This window comes from Microcoleus sp. Pol7_B2 (assembly GCF_036701035.1).
GTDB lineage: Bacteria > Cyanobacteriota > Cyanobacteriia > Cyanobacteriales > Microcoleaceae > Microcoleus.
Genome location: NZ_JAUBQB010000002.1, coordinates 20,293 through 33,484, shown reverse-complemented (window position 1 = coordinate 33,484; position 13,192 = coordinate 20,293). Strand labels below are relative to the sequence as shown.

The 13,192-nt window shown below is 43.7% G+C and carries 11 protein-coding genes; 9 read left to right on the top strand and 2 right to left on the bottom strand.

Going from position 1 to position 13,192, the window contains the following annotated elements; genetic code table 11:
* The first annotated feature begins 12 nt into the window (after positions 1-12).
* The 9 genes from QUA57_RS01165 to QUA57_RS01125 all read left to right on the top strand — a co-directional run bounded on the left by QUA57_RS01165 (position 13) and on the right by QUA57_RS01125 (position 12,083).
* Positions 13-4,107 carry a tetratricopeptide repeat protein gene (locus QUA57_RS01165; RefSeq protein ID WP_333059059.1) on the top strand — a complete coding sequence of 1,365 codons (4,095 nt, stop codon included), beginning with the start codon at positions 13-15 and terminating at the stop codon, positions 4,105-4,107.
* Positions 4,097-5,959: a tetratricopeptide repeat protein gene (locus QUA57_RS01160; protein ID WP_333059061.1), complete on the top strand. Its 1,863-nt coding sequence runs from the start codon at positions 4,097-4,099 to the stop codon at positions 5,957-5,959. The genes QUA57_RS01165 and QUA57_RS01160 overlap by 11 nt, the downstream gene beginning before the upstream one ends.
* A gap of 42 nt (positions 5,960-6,001) precedes the next feature.
* Positions 6,002-6,643, top strand: coding sequence for a Uma2 family endonuclease (locus tag QUA57_RS01155; protein ID WP_333059062.1), 642 nt, complete (start codon positions 6,002-6,004; stop codon positions 6,641-6,643).
* Between the two features lie 230 nt (positions 6,644-6,873).
* Entirely contained in the window at positions 6,874-7,608 is a 735-nt protein-coding gene (locus QUA57_RS01150) for a glutathione peroxidase (RefSeq protein WP_333059063.1), read from the top strand.
* A 203-nt stretch (positions 7,609-7,811) separates the two neighbouring features.
* Entirely contained in the window at positions 7,812-8,783 is a 972-nt protein-coding gene (locus QUA57_RS01145) for a sodium-dependent bicarbonate transport family permease (RefSeq protein ID WP_333034751.1), read from the top strand.
* 1 nt (position 8,784) lies between these two features.
* Complete coding sequence (locus QUA57_RS01140; RefSeq protein ID WP_223300725.1) at positions 8,785-9,096, top strand: P-II family nitrogen regulator; 312 nt, start codon at positions 8,785-8,787, stop codon at positions 9,094-9,096.
* Positions 9,097-9,547: 451 nt separating this feature from the next.
* Positions 9,548-10,579 (top strand): type I glyceraldehyde-3-phosphate dehydrogenase, encoded by a 1,032-nt coding sequence (gap, locus tag QUA57_RS01135; RefSeq protein ID WP_333059064.1) that lies wholly within the window; start codon positions 9,548-9,550, stop codon positions 10,577-10,579.
* 149 nt (positions 10,580-10,728) lie between these two features.
* Positions 10,729-11,094, top strand: a complete 366-nt coding sequence (locus QUA57_RS01130; protein WP_333059065.1) for a DUF1823 family protein — start codon at positions 10,729-10,731, stop codon at positions 11,092-11,094.
* Between the two features lie 293 nt (positions 11,095-11,387).
* Complete coding sequence (locus QUA57_RS01125) at positions 11,388-12,083, top strand: LPS assembly lipoprotein LptE (RefSeq protein ID WP_333059066.1); 696 nt, start codon at positions 11,388-11,390, stop codon at positions 12,081-12,083.
* Between the two features lie 37 nt (positions 12,084-12,120).
* Here QUA57_RS01125 and QUA57_RS01120 read toward each other — a convergent pair whose 3' ends face one another.
* Both QUA57_RS01120 and QUA57_RS01115 read right to left on the bottom strand, forming a co-directional pair.
* The gene (locus QUA57_RS01120; RefSeq protein ID WP_333059085.1) at positions 12,121-12,738 is read right to left on the bottom strand and encodes an IS630 family transposase; all 618 of its coding nucleotides are present in this window, start codon (positions 12,736-12,738) and stop codon (positions 12,121-12,123) included.
* Positions 12,681-13,067, bottom strand: a complete 387-nt coding sequence (locus tag QUA57_RS01115; protein WP_333059068.1) for an IS630 transposase-related protein — start codon at positions 13,065-13,067, stop codon at positions 12,681-12,683. Before QUA57_RS01115 ends, QUA57_RS01120 begins: the two co-directional genes overlap by 58 nt.
* Positions 13,068-13,192: the final 125 nt, after the last annotated feature.

The window sequence follows — 13,192 nt, the reverse complement described above, 5'->3', positions numbered from 1 at the left end:
GCAAGTTTAATTATGCCCTCGATTGAGAAGATGGAAAAGGCAGCGGTTGATTTGAGTCGGCAAGCAGAAGTTTATTTAGCCGAAGGAAAGTTGAATGAGGCAGTTGCTGCTTGCGAGTCAGCGTTGAAAATTGAACCGAATTTGGCGACAGCTTGCCAGACGCTGGGAAAGGTGATGCAGGTGCGAGGGGAAATCGAGCAAGCTAAGCAGTGGTATGAATCGGCAATCGATCGCAATCCAAATTTGCCGGAAGTTTATGCTAATCTCGGTATTTTGTATTCTCAGGGGAAACAGTGGGAAAAGGCGATCGTAAATTGTGAAAAAGCAATTTCGCTAGCGCCGAATTTTGCTGCTGTTTATCGGCAGTTGGCGAGAATTTGGACGCAGTTAGAGAAGCGAGAAGAGGCGGCAGACTGTTGGTATCAAGCTTTTAATATCGAGCCGAATTGGGCAACTGCTGAGGAAAACGTCACTCTGGGAAATAGTTTGGTTGAATTGGGAAAGTTCGATCGTGCTATTGAGTGTTATTCGCGGGCAATTAAGTTAAACCCGAAGCTGGCAATCGCTTATCACAATCTAGGAGAAATGCTGGTTGGCCAGAAGCGGTGGGATGAGGCGATCGCCAATTACCGACAAGCCCTTGCCATCAATCCAAATTCGTTTGAATCTTACCACAGTTTGGGTAAAACTTGGGCGGAGCGAGGAGAATTCGATCGGGCGATCGCCTGTTACAACAAAAGCCTCGAACTCAATCCCAAATACGCTCGTGCTTACGTGGGTTTAGGTAATGTTTTCGCGCAAAAACAGGATTTTGATGCAGCCATTAAATGTTACCGTCAGACTCTGGAAATCAATGATAATTCTTACTGGGCATACAATTGCTTAGGGGACGCTTTGGCTCAAAAACAACTGTGGCCCGAAGCTATTAGTTGCTACCGCAAAGCTATTGAAATAAATCCAAATATTCCTTGGTTTTATGTCAATTTGGGAATAGCCTTCACCTGCGAACAATCCTGGGATGAAGCTGTGGCTGCTTTCCTGCACGCGGTTCAGATGGAGCCGAATTTGACGGGAATTAATCAGCGGTTGGGATATGTTTTGCGGAAGCGGAGCGAATCGGGTTTAGACAGCACAATCGCAACTTATTGTCAATCTATTGAGGTACTTGCAAGCGGGAAAAATTACCACAAATTGCTGGGAATTGAGTTAGATGGAGCGGAATTTTATATAAATTTAGGCAATAGTTTAGCAAAACAGAAGCAGTTGGAAGGTGCGATCGTATTTTATAGCATGGCCCTGCAAATTGAACCCAATGCTGCGGAAGTTGTCGCCCAACTAAATGATGTTCGGGCAAAACAACAGGAGTTATACGCACAAATTGCCACTTACCGCCACCAAATAGAAATAGATCCGGCTAATTCTAAGCCTTACAACGATTTAGGAAATATTTTACCGCAATTAGGGGAATTAGAAGAAGCAATTATTTGCCACCAAAAAGCGAGCGAATTGAGGGGTTGGCCTGAGTGTGCGGCGAAAGATTATCAATTTACCCAAGATTGGTTTACCCACAATATTCCTATTTGGCAACGGCATTTACAGGAATTTACGGGAATTGCGGATTTTCAAGTGGTGGAAATCGGCAGCTTTCAGGGAATGTCTGCTTGCTGGCTGCTGGATAATATTTTAACTCATCCGACGGCAAAGATTACTTGTATTGATTTGTATTTTCAACAACATTTTAAGGGCAATATTGTTAAAACGGGAGCAGCAGATCGGGTAATTGAATTAGAAGGTTACTCTCAAGATTTGTTAGTGAATTTGACTTCGGAATATTACGATGTTGCTTACATTGACGGCTGTCACAAACCTACCAGTGCTCTGCAAGATGCGATTTTATCTTGGAGGTTGGTGAAAGTTGGGGGATTGATGATTTTTGATGATTACGAGTTTACGTTTCCCGACAGCCCGGAGCAAGATACTAAAATTGGGATAGATGTTTTTTTGGAGATGTTTGGAAGTCAGTTAGAAGTTGTACATAAAGGCTATCAACTGATTGTCAAAAAGATGGGTAATCAAATTTTGGGCGAAGAGCAAACTTTGTTGTCTCTGGGTTGGGAAAAGTTGGGGGATATTGCGGCGAGTTCCGGTTATTTGGATGAGGCGAGGGCCCGCTATCAAACAGCTATTAAAATTAAGTCGGGTAACTACTTAACTCACCAAAAGTTGGGTAAAACTCTGCAAGGTAAAAAACTGTTTGACGAAGCTAGGGCAGCTTACCAACAGGCGATCGCACTCAACCCTCATTTTAGTTGGGCTTACCACTTTTTGGGGGAAACTTTGCAGGCGATTGAGCAACACGAGGAAGCGGCTTCTGCTTACCGCAAAGCTATTGAGTTAAATCCAGATTTTTGTTGGACTTACAACAATTTAGGCGATGTGCTGATGGAGCTTTCTGAGTGTGAGGAAGCTGCTGTTGTTTACCACAAGTTAGTTGAACTCAATCCCGATTTCTGTTGGTCCTACGAGAGATTAGGTAGGGCTTTGGTTGCACTGGAAAATTGGGAAGAAGCGGCGGGGGCTTACCGCAAAGCTATTGAATTAAACCCCAATGATTGTTGGCTGTACAATAGTTTGGGGGAAGTTCTGGAATCACAAGAAAATTGGTCCGAAGCAGCAGTGGCTTTTGATCGTGCTATTGAGCTAGAACCTGAGCATAGTTGGCTGTACAAAAAGTTGGGTGATGCACTGCGGAATCAAGGGGAATTGGAAAGGGCGATCGCCATTTATGAAAAAGGCATCAATCTCGATCCAAAATCCTGTTGGTGTTACGAAGGATTGGGTTTGAGTTTAATGGCCAAACAGCAGTGGGAACCTGCAATCACTAATTTAGTTCAAGCCCTGCAAATTCAACCCGATTTGTTTGAAGCTTACGATAATATAGGTTATGCTCTGGAACAACAAGGAGAAGGCGATGAGAGCGATCGGGCAAAATGCAGTAATCAAAATTTACCCTTAAGTATTCTCAAAAAATACTGTGGATTTACAGAAGATTTGACCGTTGCAGCAGAATCCAATCCTAACCTCACCTGCATTGACATCCATCCTGCGAGTCAAATCAATTTATCTGATTCCAAAACAATCGATAGCAGCCGTAGATTCTGGGAACATCAAACTCATTCAAGAAAAGCTTTTGTTGCCGTATTGCCAAACGGACGAGCTTGGGCCGATGTTGTGACTACCGCCGTGATTACTTCAGACAATAAACTGGTTGCTGATATTTCAATGGGTTGTGCTGAATTGGTAATCACTTCCGACAAATTGCCTCCCGCTGAACACGTCGATGGAAATGTAGCTTTTTTATCTGCTCGCTGGGGTGGAGCAGCTTATTTTCATTGGATGTTTGATGTGATTACGCGGTTTGACCTTTTGCAGCGGAGCGGATTGATAGAAACTATAGATAAGTTTGTTGTCAATGCCTCAGATTCTTTCTATCAAGCAGAAACTTTAGATACTTTAGGAATTCCTCAAGATAAACTTTTAGAAAGTCGCTGCAATTTACATATTACCGCAGATAAATTAATAGTTCCATCAATATCTTATGACGGATCGGGCGCGGTTTCCAAATGGAAGTGTGAATATCTCAGAAAGACCTTTTTAAAGGAACAACAGCCACTAAGCACCGACTATTCGGAGCGGATTTATATCAGCCGCCAACAAGCTTCCTATCGGCGAATCGTCAACGATGAAGAGGTAATTAAATACTTAGAAAAATTTGGGTTCCGCAGTGTCAAGCTGGAAACGATGTCGATAGCGGAACAAGCATCGTGTTTGGCTGCTGCTAAAGTAGTTGTCGCACCCCACGGAGGGGGGTTAACAAATCTAGTTTTTTGCAGTCCGGGAACTAAGGTAATTGAGATTTTTTCTCCCCTTTACGTTCCGCATTGTTATTGGATGATTAGCAATTTGTGTGATTTGGAACATTACTATTTAATTGGTGATTTGGTTGATGATGGAACTCCGACCAAACCTTTACATAAAGATATGCAGTTGGATTTGAACTCGCTGGAAAAATTACTTGCTATGGCAGGAGTTTTGCATGGATCATGACTACCACAATTTGGCGAACTCTCTGCAAGAAAGCGGTCGATTTGATGAGGCTGTTGCTGCTTACAAACAAGCTATTGAATTAAATCCCATGTTTTCGTGGTCTTATCACAGTTTGGGCGATGTTTTGCTGAAACTTGAACAATGGGAGGAAGCTGTCGCTGCTTACAAAAAAGCTGTTGAGTTAAATCCCGATTTTTCTTGGTCTTATCACAATCTGGGCGATGCTTTGCTGAAACTTCGGCGATGGGAAGAGGCTGCTTTTGCTTACCGCTGCGAGATTGCACTCAATTCGGATTTTGCTTGGTCTTTTTGCAATTTAGGTGACGCTTTAACTAAACTAAAACAGTGGAATGAAGCTATCGCTACGTATTTAAAAGCTATTAAAATTGACGGAGATTTGCCTGGAATTTACGAGAAGTTGGGATATGCTCTCGGACAAACAGAGTCTGATTTAAAGTTGGTGTTAGAACAATATCAATTGCAAATTACACCAGAAAATTGGGGGTTTTATTTGCAGTTAGGAGAGAATTTAGCCAAGTACGATCGCCCAAAAAGCGCAATAATTCTTTACAACTTGCTATTGACAAAAATGCCGAGTCATGAAGGCAACTCAGGGAAATTAGAGGAGTTGTTGCAGCAGCAAGAAAAGTGCGTTAGCGCAGCCCTCGAAGAGGATCGCGCATTAGCCTCATCTCGCGCAACTGTCGCCCAAAAACCAGATGATTGCTGGTCTTATTACAATTTAGGTGCTGTTCTGAGCCACCAAAAATATTGGGAGGAAGCGGCGGCGGCATTTTTTCAAGCAATAGAAATAAATCCAGATCTTCCTTGGTGGTTTTATTACAATTTGTGGGAAGTTTTTGTTAGGCAAAACAAGCTGGATGAAGTTGAGAACTTGTACCGCGAAGTTGTTGCAGCTAAACCGGAGGCTTTTTGGTCTTATCTGAATTTGGGAGAAGCTTTGACGAGGCAAGGTAAAATTGCCGAGGCGATTGATTTTTATCGAACTGTCAGTTTTAAACAAAGTTTTGCATCTATTATAAGTTATAGAACAGGCAAGATGCCTGTTTTACAAGCAGATACAGGCAAGATGCCAGTTCTACAAAATTGGAACTTAAAACCCGTCCAATTTCCTAACTTTATAATTATTGGTTCTCAGCGGTGCGGCACAACATCTCTTTATACTTATTTAGCCCAACACCCGCAAATTTTGACTCCGATTAAAAAGGAGATGGATTTTTTCTCGTGGCACTTTGATAGAGGGATTGATTGGTATTTGGCTCATTTTCCGCCAATTCCTCCAGGAGAGCAATTTTTGACGGGCGAAGCAAGTCCGAGCTATTTTGACTCTCGGGAAGCACCGGAACGGCTCTACAGCCTGTTTCCCGAGGCGAAACTGATTGTACTTTTGCGAAATCCGGTCGATCGGGCGATTTCTCAATTTTACCGCTTGACTGACTTAAACTGGGAAGCGCGATCGCTCGATCGAGTAATTAGCGATGAAATTGAACGGTTGAGTCAAAATCCAGAATACATCATCGGCGAGGAACCGGGGAATTATTTAGCTCGCGGTAGGTACATAGAATTTATTAAAAACTGGCTGGCTTTCTTTCCTAGAGAACAGTTGTTAATTTTGAAAAGTGAAGATTTTTATGCAGGTGCGGCGGCTATAGTCCAGCAGGTTTTAGAATTTTTAGATTTGCCGGAATATCAATTGTCTGAGTACCAAAATGCTAATCCTGGTTCTTATCAGCGGGTAAATGAATCGGTTCGCGACAGGTTGAGCGGTTATTTCCGACCTTACAATCAGGAATTAGAGGACTATTTGGGAAGGCAGTTTGATTGGGAATAAAGTTGAGCTAAGATTAGAACAACTTGTAAGGAGGTAATACCGATGCTGACGAGCGAGCTAGATACGCTACTTAAGGAACAAGCACTCCAACGCCAAGATCCTGAAGATCGCTATATTACCGATAGCGCCAACTGGGAACAATACGAAACACTGCTAAATCGAATAGGAGATGCGGCGGGATATCGAGTGACTTATTTAGATGGAGTTTTGGAAATTATGTCGCCTTCTCGCCGCCATGAAAGTCGCAAAACTGGCATTGGAAATCTGCTAGAAATTTACTTTGTAGAAGCTGAAATCGAATATTTTCCTTTTGGGTCTACAACTCTGCGACAAGAGGAAAAAAGTGGCGGTACGGAACCGGATGAAGCTTACTGTATTGGCACAGATAAAGAATTTCCAGATTTGGTAATTGAAGTGATTGTTACCAGTGGCAGCATCAATAAACTAGAACTGTATAGAAGGTTGAATGTGCGAGAGGTTTGGTTCTGGCGAAATGACCGATTTTCTATCTACCATTTGCAAGAAGAAATTCCGGTTGAATTCGTGTCCAACTGCGGTTATGAATTAATCACACAAAGCGAATTGCTACCGAGAATTAATATCGATATGTTGACAGAATGTGTAAAAAATCCTCACCCGTTAGCAGCAGCAAAGGAATGGAGACAGAATTGCCGACCTACTTAAACAGCAAGTTTTAAATCTGCTAGCTGTCGCAAAGACAATGAACTGAGCTCGCGCGCGCCGCGAGATTGATTCGGACTATGATTCAAACTATCGTCGCAAAGACAATGAGCTGAGCTCGCGCGCGCCCAAGTCCGAGAAAAAAACTCGCCTCCCCTTGACAACTCATACTCGTTATGAGTACGCTATAATAAGCAAAGGAATTGAACCCAAGTACCCAAAAATTTAAAATCATGCTGACGAACCAAGAAGGTCAAAGAGTACCCAAAGTCACCTTTCGCACTCGCAAAGACACCGAGTGGGTGGATGTCACCACGGATGATATATTTGCAGGTAAAACCGTAGTAGTCTTCTCGCTGCCGGGAGCTTTTACTCCCACTTGTTCGTCAACGCACCTCCCCGGTTACAACGAATTGGCCAAAGTTTTCAAAGAAAATGGCGTAGATGATATCGTTTGTATTTCCGTCAACGACACCTTTGTGATGAACGAATGGGCAAAAAACCAAGAATCAGACAATCTGACGTTAATTCCCGACGGTAACGGCGAATTTACCCAAGGCATGGGAATGCTGGTAGACAAAACAGATTTAGGCTTTGGGAAGCGGTCTTGGCGTTATTCGATGCTGGTAAAAGATGGCGTGGTTGAAAAAATGTTTATTGAGCCAGAGGAACCGGGCGACCCTTTCAAAGTGTCCGATGCCGAGACGATGCTCAACTACATCAACTCCGCAGCAACCAAGCCGAAGCTAGTTTCACTGTTTACAAAAATGGGCTGTCCCTTCTGCGCTAAGGCTAAGGGAATGCTGAGTCAAAAGGGCTTGGATTATGAAGAAATTGTCTTGGGCCGGGAGATCACAACCAAATCGCTCCGGGCTATGACTGGGGCTACAACTGTGCCGCAAGTATTTATCGACGGCAAGTTGATCGGTGGTTCCGAAGCCCTAGAGTCTTATTTGGCAGTTGCTTAGTTAAACAACAATAATTAGCCTGCAGGTGCACAGTGCACACCTTACTCGTTGTACGGTGCGTACTGTGTACCTTTGCCGTATTGGGGGGTATTTAGCGTAATCAAGCTTCGGTGTCAAAACTTCGATCGGTCTATTGATCCATTCTCGTGCAACAATTACTGGGGAAGTAATATTAAAAACGCAAGAAAAGGGAGTGACCGATCGTGGATTTGAGTTTAGTATCGTCAAATATCTTAAATCCCCCAATATTAGCTTTTTTCATGGGAATGCTGGCAATTTTTCTCAAATCTGATTTAGAAATTCCAGCGCCCATCCCCAAACTGTTTTCGCTGTACCTGCTGTTTGCGATCGGATTTAAAGGTGGCGTCGAACTGTCCAAAAGCGGAATTGACCAGCAAATCGCCCTGACAATTTTGGCAGCGATGCTGATGTCAATGCTAGTACCAATTTATACTTTTTTCATACTGAGGATCAAACTCGACTCTTACAATGCCGCGGCGATCGCAGCCACCTACGGTTCCATCAGCGCCGTCACATTTATCACCGCAACCTCCTTCCTCACAGCACAGGGGATCGACTTTGACGGTTATATGGTAGCCGCGCTAGCATTAATGGAATCCCCAGCAATTATAGTTGGTCTGATTCTAGTCAGTATATTTGGCGGGGAAGAAGGAAAACGCGAAATAGTTTGGCCCGAAGTGTTGCAAGAAGCATTCCTAAACAGTTCAGTTTTTCTGCTGATTGGCAGCCTAATTATGGGCGTACTGACAGGAGAACATGGTTGGGAAGTTATGAGTCCGTTTACTCAAGACTTGTTTTACGGAGTTCTGACTTTTTTCTTGCTAGACATGGGGCTGGTTGCCGCTAGCAGAATTAAAGATTTGCAAGAAGCAGGAATTTTTCTGATCGGCTTTGCAATCCTAATTCCGATAGTCAATGCAGTAATTGCTTTGGTAATAGCCAAATTAATCGGAATGCCGCAGGGAGACACTTTGCTGTTTGCCGTATTGTGCGCGAGTGCTTCTTATATAGCAGTACCAGCAGCCATGCGCCTAACTGTTCCCGAAGCGAATCCAAGTCTTTACATTTCAACTGCCTTAGCAGTGACATTTCCATTTAATATCATTGTAGGCATTCCCCTGTATCTATACGGAATCAATATGTTTTGGAGGTGAGATGATGGAGTCAGTCAAAAGAGTAGAAATCATAGCCCACTCAGTAGAACTCGGCAAGATTTTAGACGGTTTAGATAAAGCAGGCGTACCCGGTTATTCGGTGATTCGTGATGTCGCTGGAAAAAGCACTAGGGATCACGTTTCCCGTGATTCATCAATGACGGCGCTGGATAACATTTATGTGCTTGCTTTTTGTTCCCCAGCTCAAGTTTCAGCAGTTGCAGAAAACATTAGACCCGTGCTCAATAAATTTGGTGGGTCGTGTTTTATTTCAGATGCGGTGGAATTGCTAATTACTAGGTGCGTCGGGTAGTCATTAGTTATTGGTGATTATACCAATGCGGAAAAATTGAGCTAGACATAGATTCTACACCATATGTTTAGGGACACGGCAATGCCGTGTCCTTGCGCGTATCTGCGACTTTAATCCTAGGCTTTGGTTCCGACAATCGCCACTGGTGATAAGGCCAATCCGTTTCGGCTTGTGGATAAGTTTTTTATTATTACTTTAGCCTGATTTTAAAAAGGCAATTTTGAAAATAATTTCTGTCTATTATAGCACTTTTACAATTTGACAAAAAGCAGCCATTAGCCATTAGTCAGCGGTCATTTCAGGATTAATTGCCCTTCCCAGCCGGGGCAGAATTCAGAATTCTTAAGAGATAGAAAAGAATCAGTTGCCAAAATCCGTTAGCGTGGTAAATTCTAAGCCACAACAGGCGATCGCCCGATCGACTAGCGAGATTTTCAAGAGGAGTTTAAACATGGCTGCATTAAAAGTTGGCATCAACGGATTTGGTCGCATCGGACGGCTAGTCATGCGTGCCGGCATCAAAAACCCCAACATCCAATTTGTCGGCATTAACGACTTAGTTTCGCCAGAAAACCTGGCTTATCTTTTCAAATACGACTCCACCCACGGCATTTACGACGGCGAAGTTGAAAGCAAACCAGACGGGATTGTCGTTGACGGAAATTTTATCCCCTGTACAGCGATTAGAAATCCTGCCGAATTGCCCTGGGGTAAATCCGGCGCAGATTATGTTGTAGAATCTACCGGATTGTTTACAGATTTTGAAGGCGCATCAAAACACTTGACGGCGGGAGCAAAACGAGTAATACTTTCAGCACCGACAAAAGACCCGGAAAAAGTTCCAACTTTTCTAGTCGGCGTCAACCACCACAAATTTGACCCGACAAAAGATACGGTTGTTTCTAATGCTAGCTGTACGACAAATTGTTTAGCACCAATTGCCAAAGTTATCAACGATAACTTCGGTTTGGAAGAAGGTTTAATGACTACAGTTCATGCAATGACAGCTACTCAACCAACTGTAGACGGCCCCAGCCAAAAAGATTGGCGGGGAGGACGCGGTGCGGCTCAAAATATTATTCCATCTTCGACCGGTGCAGCAAAAGCTGTTACTTTGGTTTTGCCAGAATTGAAAGGAAAATTGACGGGAATGGCTTTGCGCGTGCCAACTCCCGACGTGTCTGTAGTTGACCTTACTTTCAAAACGGCGAAGGAAACTAGCTATAAAGAAATTTGCGAGGCAATGAAAAAAGCTTCAGAGGGCGAACTCAAAAACATTCTTGGATATACTGAGGATGCAGTGGTTTCGACAGATTTTCAGGGCGACGCGCGATCGAGCATTTTCGATGCAGGTGCGGGAATTGAACTGAATTCTAAGTTTTTCAAAGTGGTTTCCTGGTACGACAACGAGTGGGGTTATTCTAGTCGCGTGATTGACTTAATGCTGTCTATGGCCGAGAAAGACGGAATTTTGAATAATTAATTTTTTGGGGTGTGGCATTTTGGGCGGGCTGGCGTGTCCACCCCACAAACAAATTCCTATGATTTTTTGTGGAACGGGCATCTTGCCCGTTTCTGATAATATTATTTAATCTGAGTTAAACTTTTTTTATTTCCGATTCGATCGCGCTCATGTCTGAATTACCACCGCTGAATAACGAAATTATTTGGGCTATCCTCAACGAAGAGATAGACGATGCTGCTGTCAACCGATTAGTTTGGCACTATCTCGGCTACCGCTGCGATGCCGAGACTGGCAAGTGGAACAGTGCAGGTGTTGCAGCCGAGTGGCGGCAAGAGTACCCGGAACCGCCCGATTTTATCGATTCTAGGCCCGCGACAGTGAAATTGACTCGATCGACCCCTCCAGAAAACAAGCAGTTGCTGAAGGAAAAATTGGGCTTTAAAGGCTATAAAATTGGGGAATTTGGGCCGAGACAGACTCGCAGGGCGACGATGGCTAATTGGTTGATGGGTTTTATGGAATCTGGGGCGTAACTGGAATTTTGGATGGCTGTGCGGTTTGTGCCCACGTTAGAGTACAGAGATATTAGATTTTTTGGCAGGAAAACCCTTAAATCCCTATAAAGCATTGAAAGCTTGATTAAACTCTTCCTCTGTTTCTCTGAGTTCTCTGCGTCCTCTGCAGTTAATTAACAAAAATTAAGCCTGTTGCAAAGTCAAAAAACACTAAAAACCGCCAATTTCAACATCCTCACCCCCAGCCCTGACATCGGGCTGTTCCGTAAAGTATCCTAGAGTCGGCACAAAACAACTGTGAGGTAAGCTTTATGAAAACAACCACCATATCTCGCTTAACCAGCATTTCCCTCGTTACCCTAATGCTAGCAGGCGTTTCAGTCAATGCGATCGCCACGCCAGCCACCACCGAGCCCGCAACCCAACTCGCCCAAGCTACCGCCAAAAAGCGCCTCGTCGTCATGGACTTCGACTACGGCACCACCAACAGCTATTACACTTCCTACCGGGGAGTCGGCGCCGCCAAAGGCATCAGCGAACTGCTAATCAACGAACTCGTCAACAACGGCACTTATACAGTAGTCGATCGCAGCAAACTCGAACAAGTGCTCAAACAGCAAAACCGCAGCGGTGCGATGGATGCCGGCACAGCAGCCGAAATTGGCAAACAATTAGGAGTTGACGCCGTGCTCATCGGCACCATTACCAAGTTTAATATCGACAAACAATCCGGCGGCGGCAGTTTCATGGGAATCGGCGCTGGTTCACAAAAAACCAAAGCTACCGTTCAAATAGATGTGCGGTTAATCGGTACAGCTTCGGGAGATATTCTTGCCACTGCCAAAGCAGTAGGAGAAGCCGATCAAAGCGATTCTAATATTTCTGTCAGAGGTGTCAGCGGCAATTCTGGCAGCAGCAATGAAGAGTCACTTTTGAGCGCGGCAGTTGACAAAGCCGTCTCACAAATGGTGACTAAACTTGCAGAGGTATCTAAGAAATTAGGTTAGCAATCAAGCATCATATCAAATACAGCAATTCCGGGTGTTATGAGGTACAGTAGCAGCAATTAGTAAACCAGTTTTTGAGATGTTTCGGATTCATTAAATCAAGAGCTACAGCAATTATGGTGTCAACCATTTTAGTGGTGGTTGGTGAAAACTGTCGCAATAAAGATTTGAGCTGTGACCACCATAATTCAATTGGATTAAAATCAGGAGAGTATGGGGACAAACACAAGATAGAAGCACCCACAGCTTTAATCATAGGCTCAATTGAAGCTAGTTTATGCGCGGGTAAATTATCCATCACTACTACTGCTCCCGACCACAATTGTGGCGCTAAACATTTTTCAATAAATACCTCAAATGCTTTGCCATCCATCGAGTTATCCATTGTCATGAGTGCCACTACTCGCTTGAGACTAATTGCACCAATTACTGTGACTTTTTTGCCTCGGTAAAAAGGTTTAACCGCATAGGCTCTAGTTCCTAGTGGGGAACGTGCATGAGTTCGGCTTAAACCTAGCAATACTCCAGTTTCATCTAAAAATACTAGATTTTTTACTTCGAGATTCTTGACTTTTTCCCAATACTCTAGCCTTAGCTTCATGACTCTTTCTGTCCCTGCTTGGCTACTCCTGACTGTTTTTTTTTTCGATTTAATCCCAACTTCTGTAACGCTCTACACATGGCGGTTCTACCCACCCAATTTCCCGTCTTATGGGCAAATAACTCACACAACTCTACTAAGGTTGCATCGGGATGGGCTGCCACTATTTCTCTTAATTCTGTTGACGCATTATTCAAATAACTGTATCTCGGTTTACCCCTAGGTTTCGGCTGTAAATTTCCCTCGATTTTTTGTTGCTTGACAAGCTTTTGAACTAAGCTTTTACTTACGGCAAATATTTCTGCTGTTTTTCGGATCGACAGCTTCTGCTCTTGATGGGCTGCTACTATTTTTTTTCGCAAATCTACTGAATATGCTTTCATTGGTGTATTTTTTTAATCTATTCTTATTGTACCTCATAACACCAGGAAGTGCTGTATGCTGATACCAAATCCGGCATAAATATTTCCTGGATCTCTTACTCTGTCCGAGCCTAGGTCGTGTCGCG